Raw genomic sequence first — 16,341 nt, 5'->3', positions numbered from 1 at the left:
TGATATTTCCTTTCTAATTCATAAATTCTGGCTTTGGTTCAGATAATACTTTCTTAAGCCAGAAACTATCGTCATGACCAAAGTCCATTAATTGGTTATTTGAGTATTTCAAGCCAGATATTGTGTCACCATTTTGATCCACGTAAAACTTTACACCGGCTACATTCTGAAATGATGAGGTTATTTTTTCTCCTTGATACAAAAAATAAAAGCGGCCATCAACAATCTTAAACCCAGAAAATAGACGACCATTATCAAACCAAAGATATTTCTTGTTATCCTTAAACATTTGATACCCATTGGCTAAAACGGTTGGGTTATTTGCTTGCACATATAATCCATTTTTATAAATCACTTGATAAACACTGATTCCCTTACCAGTCGAATTTGTATACACAATGTTGCCATCAGAGTCAGCAAATGATGAGTTAATCAGTTCAATGCCGTTTTCAGTAAAGTAATAATCATAGCCTAAAATAGTCAACTTTTTATGAGCCATGTTTCCGTCTGAGTCGAAATAATACCAATTACTTTTTTCGTCTTGGATAAATGTATCTTTGGCCATAGCGCCACTCATTGAATAATACTGAATTTCTCCACTGGTTGTGTTAACAAAACCATACTGTGTGTAATCACCTTTCAGTTGTGCAGGCAATTCAGTATTGACACCATTAATGTTAAAGTACTTATCTGAGCTCCAATCTTTTAAGACGTAATACGCCCCTTTACCAAGCGTGTTAGTACCGTTCATATATTTAGCTGACCACTGAGATATTTGTTCATAAGGATATATTTTTTCACCTGTTGAAATTTGTAATTTATCAAATATTTTAGGTGTTGTCATTAACATGATGTTCAAAAATTTCCCACCAAAACGCGCTTGATAATCCGCACCATTACTCTTAGTTTTGGCAACATAATAAAGGCTCTGGAATCTGGTTGTATCACGCAAATCACCATAAGAATTAACACGATTTGTCGCCACTATTTCCGGCAATGATAAGTTATAAATCTGATCAGGAACATAGTCGGCCATCGCTTGGATGCCAGCATTATGTAATGATTTAATAGCATTTTGTAAGTCCTCGACTGTACCATACTTGGTTGGACTATTGTCATATCCTAAATCATACCTATCAGAAAAAGCATAACCATTTTGTAGACAAGAGTCTAAAAAACTAGTGTCTGTACTCGAGCGATACTGTGGTGCAAATTCAAACACTGTGATACCAAGTGATTTGAAGTAATCAATATTGTTTTTAATTACAACATTTGCACGCTCTTCCGGTTTTGTTGGTAACGCAGTAAAGTTACTAAAACTTTCATAAATAACATGACTGTCTAATACTTCTCCAGCATGAAAAACGTTGTTATCGCTATATTTATTTTTATCCACAAACTCGCGAACATCATGATCTAGTGTAGCTTCTTTGGGTACCCACATAGAAAAATATCCCCAGTGATGAGGACTGGTAGAACCAACAACTTCGGTTTCTGTAAATATGAGTTGACCTTTTTCATTGGTAGTTTTTTCTCTCTCAGTATCTAGATCAAGTTTCCCTGTAGAATTTTCATTGTAGGGTGTGTTGATTGTTTCTGCTAAAGCCTTAAAGGTTTGCCCTGCATGAGCCAATCCTAACTCAATAACCAAGTTATTATTGTTGAGGTTATAGTCTTTGTTGTTTGAAATAACTACAACTGAACCAGATTCACGCGCTGACTTTTGTTGATTAGCAGTTAACTTACTATAGTCTGTGTCTAAAGTATCAATATACTTACCTAAACGAACACTCACCAGAGCATTATTGTTCATGTTCATATACTGACCACCAGAAACTGTTGTAATTCTGTACTTTAGCATTTTTTCAATGACCGGCGCATAAATGGTTTTGTTTGCCATATATTGACCAGCTTCATGAAAAACGTCGCCATAATAAACTCGTGGTGTTGTATCTTTGTTCGTTAGCAAAATACCATACATTGCCGGGATATTATTACGCGTTTTTAGCTTAAGTGTACTTTCCATATCAGCAAGATAGAACTTAAACCCTTCTTCAACTTGTTCCCAAGTAGGATGCCAACCATCAGCGCCTTTGACATTAGCTGAAATCATATTAGAAAAGATATCTTGTGATTCCGCATCATGTGCTCGTATAAACGAGTAATTAGCCACCACACGATTATTTCCAAATGCCTTGCGCCTATCGGTATGCATACTGGATATAATTGTTTCCAAAGGCTTAACCGATTCGTTCCAGTAACCCAATGCGCCCATCAAACCATCTTTAACCCCCGTGTCCATGGTGAGCTGAGTTTGACCCATACGACCCATATAGTCATAATCGCCCCACGCCCAATCTTCTAGAATAGATATCTTTTGATTAGCTTTATTAGGGTCTTTATTGAGTCCGTAGGTCTCGTTGTAGTAATCTCCTGCTATTTGTAGCAAATCAGCATCAACGTTATCAACCGCGTCAACACGAATGCCATCAAAGTTGGCTGTATCATCATTACTATTAATTGAACCTAAGTGTGTCAGAAAATATAGCCAATTTAATTGCTCGGCTTGAACAACTGGGTTTGAATTGTCTATATCATTGGCAAGCAGCAATTCATAACCACCTTGCCACCCGCTGTCTTTGTTTTGTCCGCCTTTTTGGTTTAATGGATAACGATTAAATAACCTGTGCGAAGAATTAGTCTTTGGTAAATTATCATCATTTACAAATCGTAAAGCACCACCTTGCAAGTGGTCACCATCGTTGTATTCAGACTTTTTATTCCAATTATCTTGAGTTGCGACAAACTTTAAAAAAACATCTCGCAAAAAATCAGTACTACCTGTCTGCGATATTTTCTTTTCAATAGCGATTTGAATCTGACGCTGATTAATCAATAGTTCCTTAATATTATCTTTCAGCGTGAATGTTTTAGAGTAACCTATCATGTTGATTGATGTCATATAGTTTAGATAATTGACTAGAGTCTGTTTATCTGGCATCCATACCATCAAAACTGGTCGCATTTCACCCTTATTAGATGGTCGCCAAGTTGTTCCATTGTCTAATATATCTACTGGACGATACCAGGAATCGGCAGTTAAAAAGCCATCAACATTTTCAATGTCAATAGCGTTCGTCGAGTATAACTTATTATGTGGGGTATATTCATCACTGATAACTGTTAGTCCAATATCATACTGTGGTTTTGACCCATTAATGACAATGCCATTTTTAGAATCAAAATAGTATTTGTCACCATTGATAATAGCATTACCAGACTTTTGTAAAAAACCGCTGTTATCAAAGTAGTACATCATTTTGGCATATTCATTATCAATAACAGTGTCGTCATCACCACTAGCAGCCACCCAATTCGTGATTGCGTTGCCAAATTCCACTTTCTTAATCGAATTTTGCTTAATGGTATCACCACCAAAAGACACTCTGAAATATGCTGCGTTTGTTGGAATATCAACAGATTTCCAATAAATATTGCGATAGTTGTTTGAAAATGGTGTATATGATCCACCAACAAGTGGTCTTGAGATGAATGCCTGATTACTATCATAAAAACATAATGCTATGCGTCCTGTTTGAATATTATCATCAAATGATGAAATAGTAATTTGAGAATATTTTGTATCAATCATTATGAACTCACTCGAAAAGTCAGTTGATTGTTTAACAACTCTGCCATCATAAAACAAGTAACCAGGTGTAGAGTTCTTATTCGAAAATAAGTTAGGATTCACAGGCAATGAAGTTAGCCCAGTTAAATAATTAGTCTGATCAACATAGTACTGAATTGTCCCATCTTTATTAGTATTCCAACCAAGTTGCTTACCCATTATTGCTCACCTAGCCAATCTTTAGCACTACCATCAATCGGCATACCAAGTGCTTTCAATCCCCATTCAATAGCGTCCAGACGGTCATTGAGTGTAGGAAATGTTTTACCATCAATATTTGTGCGACCGTCATTTAAACATTGGTCAATCTCTTTAAAATTATCATTCAAACCATTTCTGAAATCGCTGTTTAAAGCTACATCAAAATCACTTTTTATTGCCATCACTTACCTCCTTTGTCGCTTTTAAGTTACCATCATCATCTACTGAGACAGTGAATTTTGTGCCGTTAGGGCTTGTTAATATCGTTTCTTTACGATTACCATTAATAAGCATGTTGCCACTATCATCAAATGAAATAACATATTGATTCCCACTCACCGTCGAAAAAGAAAGGCTTTCTAATGAAAGTCCTTCAAAATCACAAGGCAAGATATGAAACCCGTCTGCTGCAATAAGTAATCTAGCATTTATCTTATCTCCATCTGGAGCTGCGTAAATAGCTTTTCCAACACCTATTGCGCTGATATTATCAATCAAATTAGGTCTCTTTTTCCAGTCTACTGTCATATTAACTCCACAGGTACCACACGCCGTTGTTTACAATCGAAGACATATCATCATTAAGCTTTTGAACAGACTTCCCAATATTTTGATTGGTATCATGAGCTTTCTTTTGCATGGCCATGTTCTTCATGTAATCAAATATTTTATTGCCAAACGTCAGTGTATCGTTTTGTTTTGGGTCTTGCGGATAATAAGTCATACCAACAATTCTAGTATCAATATCAACACCTAATCTATCTTTGATTAGCCCGCTATTGCCAACTTTGACGCTGTTAATCTCTGATAATTTTGCTCCATGCTCGAATTCTGCTCGTTCCATCGTGTACTGAATAATTGGATAGTCTTGTAGTTGACTTTTTAAATAGTTCAGTAACGAATCATTGTCAGTAAAACGTTCATCTTGTATTGTAGGTGCTTCTTTAATGCCCCATAGTTTTGATGCTGGACTAACATATTCAGCTGTTGCTTTGTACTTGCCATCATCATCTTGTTTCCCAAGACCTTTAATTTTAGTACGAATATTACTGTAATCTTCTGTCCAAGCTATTTTTGACGCATTGTATCCATCAACAAATACAAACTGATCTTCTTGACCAATTTTCTTGTATATATGGATAGTGTAATTATCAAAATAGAATTCAAAACCAAAATCATCTTTTAAAGTATTCATAAACAAACTATCAGCAAAGTCTCCACCAAAGCCATCACTAAATGAGTAGTTTTTAAAGCTGTCATGAATAACATACTTAAAATTAGTACCCTGAGTAACAAACTTCATACAGCTATCTAAACTCTGCGTATTGGTTAATCTATCCTCTACATATTTGTCATGTAAATCAGTGCCTACATGAATAGCAGATACTTGGTAACTGCGCCGGTTACCCAATGAAGTTGGATTAACATTAGTTAACCTAAATGTTTGCGATATTTCTGGCACATAAATAGTTGTTTGTGGTGACATCATCAGTGCGGCAATTTTATTCTGTGTGCTATCATCAAAACTAAAAGACGATGTGCTTAATTCATTAATATTTTCTGTCACAGACAAATTATAGACAACGATCGGTGTATTATCTGGTAACGATTGTTTTGCATATACTACATTTGCCATCAATAATAAAACCTCGTTATGAATTGAATCGTGAAGTTATTTGAGCCGATAATTTCTATATCATTATTCCCGATTGCATAGTCTAAAAATTCTCTATTAGATAACTCATTGCCCAACCTTTGTACACCATTTACGATTGGAACAAGCCCTATTAATTTAAATTCATCACTAGATGTAAGTTGTTTTAAATATTTAAATTCTTGTCCGGTTGTATTGTTCTTAATAGTTAGTCCATTTGGTGCATCCCCTTTGAACACAACTTTTACAGGTCGCTCACTGGCTAGCAAAGGAATAATAGATGGATTTAATATCGTAAATTTATTTTGATTACTAAATTGATATCCTGTAGAATCTAGCGGAATACCCATACCAATACCATAAGTACCACCATCGAATGTGAACGGATCTAATGTCGTTGCTGTACTTTCCGCCAAACCGTCATAACACACCAAATTAATAGCGACATTTTTAGCTTTCCAGAAGTTACCTAGTCTTGGATAAGTAAATGAATCAGCTACTACTTTCCATCTCAGAAAAGGTGTCCGCATATTGATTACATAAAAAGGCTCTGTGCTGCTGAATATTCGCAACACCTTGAGCCTTTGTAATTCATAATCATAGTTGTCTCGAGCGGTTACATCAAACGTCAATGGAATTGACATCTGTTGAATCTGTGTATCAACTAATTCAGCGCCAAACTTTCCAATCTGATTGTAAGTATGTTGAAAATTAGCAGATGGCGGGTCAAAGTTAATGACTTTAATACCCTCTTTTTCCAAGTCGTAAATTGTGCCATCACGCCTTTGGATAATTATTTCACCTTGATATTTAGTAGGCATAAGTATTACCAGTCCTTTGTCCTTTCATCTGTATTTCTTGGTTTTGCATGACTTGAATTTTAGGATAAGTAGCACGTGCAACTTCTCCACTATCCATAGTGATTACCATGTGAACATCACCTGATAAATCAATGCCGCCATTACCGTTAAATTGACCACCATGTCCTGCAATGGCTGGCTGTTGTGCAACGATTGATTGCATACCGCTTTTAGCACCTTTAACAACCTGAGCAAGCTTTGCTGACAGACTATTTGGTGCTTTATTTGCTCTTGCAATAATTGCTTCACTAATATGCTGGTCTGCTGTGCTTCTAGCAGGATTAATTGCTATTTCTGGTTCGCCTTTTATTTCAGCAAATACACTAGGTTGATTAGCCCAACCGCCATTTTCATAGCCGTGTCCTTGACCCAAGAATGATAAATCAGAACCATATCTGTCTTTTGCATAAGCCAATCCAGCAAGTATATTGTCATAACCGTTCATTATATTATCGTGTCCTGGCTGTTTATAGGCATTGAATGTCCCTGGCTTAACTTGCATCAAACCAGTGGCATTACCATCAGCTAATCCATCATTACCACCAATGGCTTTTGCATTACCACCAGATTCAGTCTGTATTTGTTTCAATATCTTTTGAACCATTGATCCTGATGTTGATAATCCAAGTACTCCCAGAGCTTTCTTGACGTCTCCAGACCAAGACTGAACATCACCTCCACCAGCTGAATTACCGCCTGTTAATGGACTAATAAACTTTTTAATCCAGTCAAACATGCCACCTACTTGACCTTTAATCAATCCTTGTAGTGGTCCACTCTTGTCATTAGATGTTTTATTTTCACCAGATGGTGTACCAACACCAAAGTCTAAGAATGTTGTAGCGCCTTTTTTAGAACGCCCTTGATAAGTATGATAATTACCATCGCCATTCCAGTTATATTCTTCACCGCTGAAACTACCACCTTGTACACCTGTAACCATGGCAACGTGGTTTCCAAATTCTGAACCTGGTCCATATACAGCAACACTACCAGGCTTAGGATTATTAGAATGTCCTACAGGCGCATTAACCCAATCAGCTCCATTTCCTAGTCCACTAAATAATCCAGGTGCAACACCCATATTTTTCAAACGACTAGCTACGAAACTAACACATTCACGATAGAAATATCCCCAAGGGTCTGCACCTGAATCTTTACCAACAGATTTCCATGGATAATCATCGCCTTTATTACCAGCCGATGCACCATCATTTGAACTATCGTTGGCCATACTCCACAAAGATGACCACCAGTCTTTAGCTTGGTTTTTCACTTTACCAAATAATCCACTGCCTAACCCATTAAACATATTTCCCATGCCTTTAGCTTCTGGGTTGAATGTCTTTTTCATAGTTTCTACAGGATGTGCAACAGCGTCAGTGATAAATCCTAACATCTTAGTAAACTTATCCACGCCATCTTTCATGCCATTCCATGCATTACCGGCTGTTTTGCCTACCCATGAACCAGCACCTTTAATACCGTTCCAGATAGACCCAAGCCAACCTGTTCCAGTAGCAAAGTGTTCGTGTCCCATAATCATGGCTAGTTCTGAAGCATTTAATACTTCAGTTCCAGGCATAAGCAAGCGCTCTGTATTAGTGCCTTGCACAACTTCCATAGCACCATTAGGGTGAATTAGAGCTTCTTTGTTGCCTGTTGCTGGTGAATCTGTTCCATCATTTAGAATAGCCATAGTTGGGCTTGTAATAGCTCGTCTGGCACTGTTAAATACACCAGTACCACTAGCGAACTTAACTTTAGGAATATGACCCAATGCTTCTTTTGGACCACCAAAGTCGTGAATCAAACCGTTGATTCCATCAATACCTGTGTTCGGGATTGAAATAACAGCGTTGATACCTTCTCCAGCAAGTTTTTTCATGCCGTCCCACATTTTACCGAATCCACTGGCAATGGCGTCCCATGTATCACTGAAAACTTTACCGATTTTAGCTAGTACGTCATCAAAGGTGTCTTTCAGAGAGTTAACTCCCTTACTACCAGTCTTTTTGAGATTATTCCAAATATCAGTAAAGAAGTCTGAAATACTGTCCCAAGTTTTAGTCCACCATTTTTTTATAGCATTTAATGTATCATCAATTACATCAGCAAACCATTTAATAATAGGTGTAAAGAAACTTTTTATTCCATTCCAAATACTTTCAAATAGTTTACCTATCGCTTTCCATCCATTGTTCCAAGTTTTTACAATGAAGTCCAATGTGACAGTGAAAATCTTTTTGTAAAAGTTTAACTCAGCTTCTATTAATTTACTAATAGCTTGCCATATAATAGTGAACGCTTTTTTAATAGCATTCCAAGTAGTTATCCATACTTTGTATATAGATTTTAGAGCTGATGTTATGACATTCATGATCGCATTAACAACTGTTTTTGATATTTTTACAAAAATATTGACATAAGCATTCCAAGCTTTTTGGACAGGTTTCCATATGTTAATTAAAAACTTTACAACACCGTTCCACGCATTTGTAATCCATTTTATGATTGAATTGAATATCTTTTTTGTAGGATTCACTAGGGGCCCGAAAATCATCATAGCCAGACCGACCGGAATAGCTAATGCGTAAAGCAATAACTTTCCAAATCCCTTAGCTAATTTAACGACGCCCTGTATAAATGAATTCCATCCTTTGACAAAGCCTTTTACTAATCCATCAAACCACTTACCAATGGCATTTGCACCACTACCAATAGATTTTCCAATACCCTTGAAATAGCCAATAACTTTTTTAACTAAGTCATTAACCGACTTTCTGAATTTCGAGTTATGTTTATAAAGCAGGGCAAAGGCTCCAGCAAAAGGATTAACTATTAATAAAAGTATTTCCTTCCAGTCACTTTTTACAAAGTTGATTACTTTTTTGAAAAATCCTGATACTGTTTTCCATGCTTCACCAAACCATTTCCCGATACCTTTGAAAAAATCAGCTGCACCTTTAACTAATCCATTAACAAAGTTTCTAAACTTTTCATTGTGCTTATACAATTCATATAGCGCAACTCCAACAGCAATAACAGCAGTTATGATTAAAATGAAAACATTTGCTTTCATGAATTTATTCAAAACATTCCAAGCATCTCCTAGATACAAAACAGCTATCTGTACAGTCTCTATTCCGCTAGCTATCAGTTTGAAAACACCAACTACACTTTTAACGGCTATCATCGCCACTGCGATTGATCCTATAACTAGTCCAATGGCTTTCAAAGCATTTTTATGCTTAGCAACTTCTTGTAACGCTTTAGCCAAAGGATTGATATTATTTGAAGCGTTTTGAACATCTCCAACCATTGACTTGAACCCATCAACAATCAAATTAATCACATCACCAAATGTTTCAAATACACCTGATGAGATTGCTCCAATTATTTGGCCTAACGGCTTAGATATTTCAATAACTGACTTCAGAAAGTTGGCAACAGATATATCTAAATTCATAATTGTATCTGAAATGCCACTGAAGTCTAGTTTTTTCTTCAAGTTGTCTGAACTCTTACCAACACTAATAAATCCGTCAGCAACTCCTTGAACAACTTTATAAATTGTTGAGAATGCACCGCTTATTATTGTTCCTGCAAGAACTCCTATGGCATCTGCTATCGGTTTAATAGCTTCAGCAAGTTCTTCAAAAGAGTTTTTTAACTCGCCTATTTTCTTGCCAACTTTGCCATCAGAAACAGTTCCAAGAACCGCTATCTTGAAAGTAGTAGCAAAAGAAGATAATATATGTCCAATAATACCGAATGCCTGAACAATAAATTCTTGAATACCACTAAAAACACCAATAATTGTATTTTTATTCTTATCAACGAATTGTATGAAACCGCCAACTATATTTAGTAATGATCCAAAAGCTTTACCAATACTGTCAGCAAATTTTTTCATACTATCATCACTCGTAATGTGTTGTAAAGCCGTTGTCGCTGATTTGCTCATATCAAATGAGCTTTTCATGACATCACCTGATAATACTTGCAAGCGTGAGTGAAGATACATGCTCATTCCCTGCATTGAGGTCATAGCTTCAGCTGTACCGCCCTTGTACTTCTCACCAAGATAATCTAACGCTTGAGTGAATTGGTCAGCTGAGAGCTTACCTGCAGCACTCATGGCATACAACTCTTTCATCGTCTTACCAGTGGCGTGTTGCATTGCTTCACCAAACATGGGGAATCTGTTAATCATCACAGCCATATCTTCAGCACTAGCTTTACCACCAGCGACAATCTTGGCAAACATTTCACCTGATTCAGATATCTGCGGACCAGTCATGTGTAATGTAGAACCCAAAGCAACAAAGGCATCTGTCCATCTTTTGGTTTCATCAACGTTAGAATGAACGTGATAAAAACTTTGTGCCATTTCATTAATATTTTCGGCAGCATAGATAGAGTGTTGGGACAAATTATTGATATAACTAAGTAACTGCTCACCATCTTTTGGCGCTTCTTCAGTCAACGCATGCCACACGGTTTTCATCGTGTCTTGCTCTTTGTTATACTCCATACCAGCTTCGGTCATTTCTTTAATGCCGTGAGTAATAGCATGAATACCACCAATTAAAGCTTGGGCTGCGAAAGTACCGATCATAATATCTTTCAATCGATGGAACTTATCACCAACATCATGCGCTTGATTTTTCAACGCTCGTAATCCTGTCGAAGCATTATCGTTTAGTTCAACTGTTGATGTAATCTTAGATGGAATTTCGCGTAATAGTTTTTCAAAGTTAACGACCTCACCTTTTTCAGCTTTGGCCAATAACTCTGTCTGCTTTTCTTTAGGTAGTTTATTCAACATTTCCCTAAAGTTGTTAATACCAGCCTTATTGGCTTGTGCTTCAAGTTTGGCGACTAATGGATCACCTTTAAAAGCATCTTTAAACTTTTGATAACCATCTTTACCAGTTTGTTCAGCCTTTTGTTTAAAGTCTGTCCATGTTTTATCTGTCTGGTCGTTGAGTAACAAATCAATATTTATTGAACCATCAGCCATTTATGTTCCTCCTTTCCTCTCTATTTACCGTCTTCAAACATCATGTCGAATATTGAACTCGCATTAGCGGCGAATCCGTCACTTTCTTTTTGCTTATCCAGACAGTAGTAATACTGCATGTTGCTAATGAACTGAGCGCGTTCAGCATCATCTTTATAGCTAGTCAAGTCATCACTACGATATTGCCTAATCTTTTGAATTGGCGTATCAGATCCAAGGTTATCAAATAAGGCTTTGAACCTGTCCCAATGCATGACGTCAATTTCTTTGTTGAGGTCAATGTTATAAAAATTCAAAAAAGACGCATAAATTGCTCCTGCGTCCTGCTCATAGTCATAATCGGAAGTAGGAAAAGTACCATCACTTTCAGATGATGCACTATCTTCTTCTTCACTTTTGCCATATGGCCCATCATTAATGTATTGAAAAACACTCGAAACGATGTCGCCTTTTATAGCAACGCTGTTGGTCTCAAATTTATCAATAATAAACAGGTCGAATATCTTAGATACTTTATCCTCATTACTTAAATCTTCTGATTCTAGTACGCTAAAAGCTTCAATAACAACGTTAAAAGCTAGGTTAATTTTGTACTCGCGATTACCAAGCTTAAACGTCTGTTCTGGGCGCTTGGTAAAAGAAAACATTAGTCATTACCTTTGTTGAAACGACGTTGCTTACGGTTCGTTCCGCCTTGTTCCTTTTGCAATACGTTGTCATTACCTTCGTCAAAGAATGTACGGGCTAAACGTGAAAGATTAGCAATACGACCGCCAGCTTTTTCAAAAATATAATCAGAGTCTGACTTATCAAACAAAGCAGTAATATACTTTGAACTCAAATCACGAATTTCATCAGTAAATTCACGGATCTTTTTCTTCTTGTCTGCGATATTCAAATCATCAAGCTTCTTATCAGCCATTTTCTTTTCAAGCTCTCCCATTTCAATCAAGAAATCAGAGAATTCATTATCGACTTCTGGTGTATAACGCGCTGTCAACTTACGGTTGCCTAAATTAAACTCTTTTTCGTTGATTAAAATTGAATTAATCGAAATTGCCATGTGTTTTCTCCTATGTGATCCTGTTATGTAATTGGGCTTCTCACCCCATTCGAGCTTTAACTGCTGTGTTTATATTTTATTAACCTTGTCCGCCAGTTGATGGTGTTGTCCCACCATTTGAAGCAGGAACAACTTGTGGCTTACCATTAGCTGCTAGTGTGAAACTAAATGTCTGCTTAACGTTAGCTGCACCACCAAATGGCACGATAGCTGTCAAAGTAGCCACAAATTGTACTTGACGACCAGATGGATCAGTCCAACGTGCCAAAGTGCGTAATGAATCACCGATAGAAGTGAAACGGCTAGCAATATAGTCTTGTGCTGTATCTCCTGATAAGCGATGACCAGCAATAGCAAATTGAATTGCCTTACCAGTAACATCATGGTCAGAGAACCCTTCACCACTATAGTAAGGTGTTGTATCAGCTGTTTCAGATGCTGAAGGTGTAATGGTTTGAATACCAGCTCGAATTTGAGCAAAACTTGCTTTAGATACATCATCTAAAGATGTATTGCCTTTAATATCAATTTCTAAGTGGTTTTCAAAGTTAAGTTGGAATTGTGCCATGTTATTCTCCTAAATTAATTTGTTGTGTAATTTCTACGCTAAAGTCCAATAAAAAAACGCCCTTTTCAGTGACGTCTATCATTGTTAAAAATGGTTGTGGTTGAATGTTGATACGATTAAATTCGTATGTACCGTCTGTTTGTAGTTTATTCAAGCCATCTAGTAGCTCACTAATCTTCCACAATGAATTATTAGCCTTTTCAAAATCATCAGTCCTATAAGCAATTTCAAACGGCAATGATCGTTCCTGAATGCCTGACCAATCTTCACTAATTACTTGTGAACCTGGTTGTGAATAGAAACCAAAGTCATTATTATGGCTTAACTGGCCAATAATCAACCGTTCGGGTAAATCAGGAAGCTCATTTATTTTATCTGCTAATCTTTCAAGTAGATCCATATTTCAATAACTCCCTTGGGTAAACATCAGTTACAGTTTTAAGCAGTGCTTTATCACCAATTAAACGTTTATCCCATCTTGCGCTTGTTCCTGGTGTCGTATAATTCTTAATCGTCGAGCCGTTGATAATACCAAAAAACTGCGCTTTTGCATAAGGCATGGTGTAGATAATGCTATGCCCGTCATCAGAAACATGAGTAGCAGTCCGTAATCTGTTCTGCTTTTGCATATTTGACTTCGGTACAAACTTATCCATAGCCATCATAGCCTGATTAGCTGTCTTAAATTGAATGGACTTCTTGCGTTGTTGACTTAGCATGCTGTCGACACCTTGTAAATTCAAAGTAATTGCCATTACAATACCTCCAATTCATAGTTCCAAACGTCGTTACTCATTGGATTACGATTTTCAACAATACGCTTAATCGTGTATTCCACACCATCAAAAACAATTTTATTACCTTGACTATTCTTATCGAATTTCAATAACGGTGTACTTACATCTGCATAAATAAAAAGCACAGCATTGGCAACTACTTCTCGACTATTCCCAGTACCTGTATAAATCGTTTCTTTTTGAAACACACAGTTGTTGATAATAGTATCGATTGTTTTTTGCTTACCATATCTGTCTTTTTCACCGTTAGAGACACGATAAATAACCTGCTGATTAGCATAAGTCTTTGGTATAGTTGGCAACTTAGACACTTTGAACACCCCCATAACGAAGTCCATAAGGTCCAAGTATCATCAACGCTTCATCAGGAACAGCTAAACCACTAGATGTATTTGATATATCCTTGTTTGCCGATTGTAGTGTTGTTCTACCAATTTCGATACTTGAGAATGAATTATTTTTTAAGTCGGCACTATTACTAACATTGTTGCTGTTCATATAATCAATTGTTAATGCTAATGCTTTTTTAAACACATCTGAACGTGCTTTTAGCCATGGGTATTTAGAGATAGAATCAGATTCAATATCATTAATACCAGGCATACTGTAAAAGTAATTAGTAACTGTATCAATTTGAATTTCAGCCCTTACTAGTAGCTTATCGAACGTAACTTCATCAACAGAATCACTAAGAATACTCTTGAATTCTGAATAAGTTAAATACATAACTCACACCTTTCGATTACTTACCGTCACCTTTAAGTGCAGCTGGTACAAATGCATCATCAAGCTTTGACTTGTAGGCAACAACACGAATATTTCGTGGATCAACCCCATCAGCAATGTCCCATGTTGAGCCCTTTGCTAGTTCTGACTTAATCGTTGTTTGCCCCATAGGGTTGAATGCTTTAGCTAATGTCGTACCGTTAACGTGAGTTGCTGATACACGTTTGTTGACGACTGAATCACGTCCACCTTGCTTCAAAGCTTCATGAACAACTTCTGTTGAATGAAGAACAGTTGAGTAAGAAACGGCACCTTGGCCATAAATATAGGCTGTAGCAATGCCGCCCTTTTCCAAAGGAATATCATCATCAACAATAACTTCCATGTTGTTGTAATAGTTAATTGGTGTAACTGCATTCTGAGGTTGAATTGTGTTGATCATACCTTGGAATTTCATTTGTGAATATGTGGCTGAATTAACCGCAATCTTATTAAATGTTTGGTCTTGTAGGTCACCAAGCAATCCAATGGCTGCCAAGAATCCTTTTGCACCAAAAGTAGCGTCAGATGGTGACACAACAGTTTGGTCAAACAACTTGGTGTTAGCGACCTTACTGTTTGAAAATACACCTTGCAATGTAGCGTTCAAGATAGTTTGATCAACATTGTTCCAATAATTTGCGAAGCGTCCTGCGATTGTTTCGGCAATAGGTGCACCAGAAACCATTCGTGAGATTTCAGTAGAACCAAATGCCTTAGCTTGACGGAACTTGATTGCTCGCTGTGAACCTGTTGTAAGGTTATCAACGTCAATATCATCAGTATCAGTCCATGCTTGTGGCTCACCTGACAAGTCATTCAAAAACGGAATTGTAATATCATTACCTGGTTGAAGTAGTTGATCACCAAGTGTGTTGTCAGGTGTCATAATACCTGATTGAATAAAACGATTAGTCTTCATGATAGTATTCAAAACATACTTATCAAAAACTACAGGAATAATCGTATTAGCTAAATTTGTAACTGCCATGTGTTATCTCCTTTGTATTAGCCAAATAAGGCTGGGTTCTTTTGATATTCTGCCGTCATTTCTTCAAGCGACATATCAGCAATATTCTTTTCTGCATTAACACCGCCACCAGGGTTACCAGATGGTGTAATTTTCAAACCAGGCTTTGGTTCTGGCTCGATATTAAACAAATAGGAATCAGATTCTTTTAATTGCTCCAGTTGTTCTTTCAGTCCATGTACACCAGAATCATCAACAGAAATAATGTCTCCATTAAGCAATGCTTTGACAGCTTTTGGGTTTTTAGCTTGTGCTTCACGCAAAGCCAATTCAATAGCACCATCGCGTTTCAAAGTAGCAATGTTAGCTTCGTAATCAGTCTTAGATTGCTTGTTTTGTTCTTGCAATGCTTTGATTTGTGATTGAAGCTCTTCATTGTCCCCAGCTTTGCCTGATAAGTCCTTTAGTTGCTTATCTCGGTCAGTAATCTGTGATGTTAGTTCAGTATTTTGTTGCTTTACTTGTTCTAACTCACTCTCAACAGCCTTTGACTTTTCTAAGTCCTTACCGTGTTCTGCCATGACTTGATTAACTTGTTCCTCTGATAGACCAAACTTTTGCAATGTATCGCGGTTCATAAAAATCTCCTTCGTGTTTTTACGGTGTAACGTCACCGAATTTTTTGAACTTTAAAAAGCCTTTTATAAGGGACGTGCTCAGGTCCGCGAAATTAGATGGTTATTTTT

The 16,341-nt window shown here is 36.9% G+C and carries 15 protein-coding genes; all 15 read right to left on the bottom strand.

From position 1 onward, the window contains the following. Positions 1 to 13: 13 nt before the first annotated feature. The gene (locus tag C5L21_RS04725) at positions 14 to 3,850 is read right to left on the bottom strand and encodes a glycoside hydrolase family 70 protein (RefSeq protein WP_133286124.1); all 3,837 of its coding nucleotides are present in this window, start codon (positions 3,848 to 3,850) and stop codon (positions 14 to 16) included. After that, positions 3,850 to 4,074: a hypothetical protein gene (locus tag C5L21_RS04720; protein WP_040177032.1), complete on the bottom strand. Its 225-nt coding sequence runs from the start codon at positions 4,072 to 4,074 to the stop codon at positions 3,850 to 3,852. Before C5L21_RS04720 ends, C5L21_RS04725 begins: the two co-directional genes overlap by 1 nt. Beyond that, positions 4,058 to 4,420: a hypothetical protein gene (locus tag C5L21_RS04715; protein WP_133286123.1), complete on the bottom strand. Its 363-nt coding sequence runs from the start codon at positions 4,418 to 4,420 to the stop codon at positions 4,058 to 4,060. Before C5L21_RS04715 ends, C5L21_RS04720 begins: the two co-directional genes overlap by 17 nt. A 1-nt stretch (position 4,421) precedes the next feature. Further along, complete coding sequence (locus C5L21_RS04710; protein WP_040177036.1) at positions 4,422 to 5,528, bottom strand: phage tail protein; 1,107 nt, start codon at positions 5,526 to 5,528, stop codon at positions 4,422 to 4,424. Then, positions 5,528 to 6,367 carry a phage tail domain-containing protein gene (locus C5L21_RS04705; protein WP_040177037.1) on the bottom strand — a complete coding sequence of 280 codons (840 nt, stop codon included), beginning with the start codon at positions 6,365 to 6,367 and terminating at the stop codon, positions 5,528 to 5,530. The genes C5L21_RS04710 and C5L21_RS04705 overlap by 1 nt, the downstream gene beginning before the upstream one ends. Beyond that, positions 6,357 to 11,432: a tape measure protein gene (locus tag C5L21_RS04700; RefSeq protein ID WP_241652875.1), complete on the bottom strand. Its 5,076-nt coding sequence runs from the start codon at positions 11,430 to 11,432 to the stop codon at positions 6,357 to 6,359. Before C5L21_RS04700 ends, C5L21_RS04705 begins: the two co-directional genes overlap by 11 nt. Positions 11,433 to 11,452: 20 nt before the next feature. Beyond that, positions 11,453 to 12,079, bottom strand: coding sequence for a Gp15 family bacteriophage protein (locus C5L21_RS04695; RefSeq protein ID WP_133286122.1), 627 nt, complete (start codon positions 12,077 to 12,079; stop codon positions 11,453 to 11,455). Next, complete coding sequence (locus tag C5L21_RS04690; RefSeq protein ID WP_004907057.1) at positions 12,079 to 12,495, bottom strand: hypothetical protein; 417 nt, start codon at positions 12,493 to 12,495, stop codon at positions 12,079 to 12,081. Before C5L21_RS04690 ends, C5L21_RS04695 begins: the two co-directional genes overlap by 1 nt. Positions 12,496 to 12,574: 79 nt before the next feature. After that, on the bottom strand, positions 12,575 to 13,063 hold the full coding sequence (locus C5L21_RS04685; RefSeq protein ID WP_040177040.1) for a phage tail tube protein: 489 nt from the start codon (positions 13,061 to 13,063) through the stop codon (positions 12,575 to 12,577). Between the two features lies 1 nt (position 13,064). Beyond that, positions 13,065 to 13,463: a phage tail terminator protein gene (locus C5L21_RS04680; RefSeq protein ID WP_040177041.1), complete on the bottom strand. Its 399-nt coding sequence runs from the start codon at positions 13,461 to 13,463 to the stop codon at positions 13,065 to 13,067. Continuing rightward, positions 13,450 to 13,818 (bottom strand): minor capsid protein, encoded by a 369-nt coding sequence (locus tag C5L21_RS04675; RefSeq protein ID WP_040177042.1) that lies wholly within the window; start codon positions 13,816 to 13,818, stop codon positions 13,450 to 13,452. Before C5L21_RS04675 ends, C5L21_RS04680 begins: the two co-directional genes overlap by 14 nt. Continuing rightward, positions 13,818 to 14,198 carry a putative minor capsid protein gene (locus C5L21_RS04670; RefSeq protein WP_241652874.1) on the bottom strand — a complete coding sequence of 127 codons (381 nt, stop codon included), beginning with the start codon at positions 14,196 to 14,198 and terminating at the stop codon, positions 13,818 to 13,820. Before C5L21_RS04670 ends, C5L21_RS04675 begins: the two co-directional genes overlap by 1 nt. Further along, positions 14,164 to 14,463 (bottom strand): hypothetical protein, encoded by a 300-nt coding sequence (locus tag C5L21_RS04665; RefSeq protein WP_241652873.1) that lies wholly within the window; start codon positions 14,461 to 14,463, stop codon positions 14,164 to 14,166. Before C5L21_RS04665 ends, C5L21_RS04670 begins: the two co-directional genes overlap by 35 nt. Before the next feature lie 139 nt (positions 14,464 to 14,602). Continuing rightward, the gene (locus C5L21_RS04660) at positions 14,603 to 15,616 is read right to left on the bottom strand and encodes a hypothetical protein (RefSeq protein WP_040177045.1); all 1,014 of its coding nucleotides are present in this window, start codon (positions 15,614 to 15,616) and stop codon (positions 14,603 to 14,605) included. Positions 15,617 to 15,633: 17 nt separating this feature from the next. Then, positions 15,634 to 16,233, bottom strand: a complete 600-nt coding sequence (locus C5L21_RS04655) for a phage scaffolding protein (RefSeq protein ID WP_133286120.1) — start codon at positions 16,231 to 16,233, stop codon at positions 15,634 to 15,636. Positions 16,234 to 16,341: the final 108 nt, after the last annotated feature.

The sequence above is a fragment of the Leuconostoc citreum genome, assembly GCF_004354555.1.
In the GTDB taxonomy this organism is placed as follows: domain Bacteria; phylum Bacillota; class Bacilli; order Lactobacillales; family Lactobacillaceae; genus Leuconostoc; species Leuconostoc citreum.
Note: the sequence above shows the minus strand (reverse complement) of the source record. Positions and strands in the feature narration are given on the sequence as shown.

Excerpts from the sequence above, each read along its gene's own strand:
- C5L21_RS04725 (WP_133286124.1), bottom strand. The coding sequence starts at position 3,850 with ATGGGTAAGCAACTTGGTTGGAATACTAATAAAGATGGGACAATTCAG.
- C5L21_RS04720 (WP_040177032.1), bottom strand. The coding sequence starts at position 4,074 with ATGGCAATAAAAAGTGATTTTGATGTAGCTTTAAACAGCGATTTCAGA.
- C5L21_RS04715 (WP_133286123.1), bottom strand. The coding sequence starts at position 4,420 with ATGACAGTAGACTGGAAAAAGAGACCTAATTTGATTGATAATATCAGC.
- C5L21_RS04710 (WP_040177036.1), bottom strand. The coding sequence starts at position 5,528 with ATGGCAAATGTAGTATATGCAAAACAATCGTTACCAGATAATACACCG.
- C5L21_RS04705 (WP_040177037.1), bottom strand. The coding sequence starts at position 6,367 with ATGCCTACTAAATATCAAGGTGAAATAATTATCCAAAGGCGTGATGGC.
- C5L21_RS04700 (WP_241652875.1), bottom strand. The coding sequence starts at position 11,432 with ATGGCTGATGGTTCAATAAATATTGATTTGTTACTCAACGACCAGACA.
- C5L21_RS04695 (WP_133286122.1), bottom strand. The coding sequence starts at position 12,079 with ATGTTTTCTTTTACCAAGCGCCCAGAACAGACGTTTAAGCTTGGTAAT.
- C5L21_RS04690 (WP_004907057.1), bottom strand. The coding sequence starts at position 12,495 with ATGGCAATTTCGATTAATTCAATTTTAATCAACGAAAAAGAGTTTAAT.
- C5L21_RS04685 (WP_040177040.1), bottom strand. The coding sequence starts at position 13,063 with ATGGCACAATTCCAACTTAACTTTGAAAACCACTTAGAAATTGATATT.
- C5L21_RS04680 (WP_040177041.1), bottom strand. The coding sequence starts at position 13,463 with ATGGATCTACTTGAAAGATTAGCAGATAAAATAAATGAGCTTCCTGAT.
- C5L21_RS04675 (WP_040177042.1), bottom strand. The coding sequence starts at position 13,818 with ATGGCAATTACTTTGAATTTACAAGGTGTCGACAGCATGCTAAGTCAA.
- C5L21_RS04670 (WP_241652874.1), bottom strand. The coding sequence starts at position 14,198 with ATGGACTTCGTTATGGGGGTGTTCAAAGTGTCTAAGTTGCCAACTATA.
- C5L21_RS04665 (WP_241652873.1), bottom strand. The coding sequence starts at position 14,463 with ATGCCTGGTATTAATGATATTGAATCTGATTCTATCTCTAAATACCCA.
- C5L21_RS04660 (WP_040177045.1), bottom strand. The coding sequence starts at position 15,616 with ATGGCAGTTACAAATTTAGCTAATACGATTATTCCTGTAGTTTTTGAT.
- C5L21_RS04655 (WP_133286120.1), bottom strand. The coding sequence starts at position 16,233 with ATGAACCGCGATACATTGCAAAAGTTTGGTCTATCAGAGGAACAAGTT.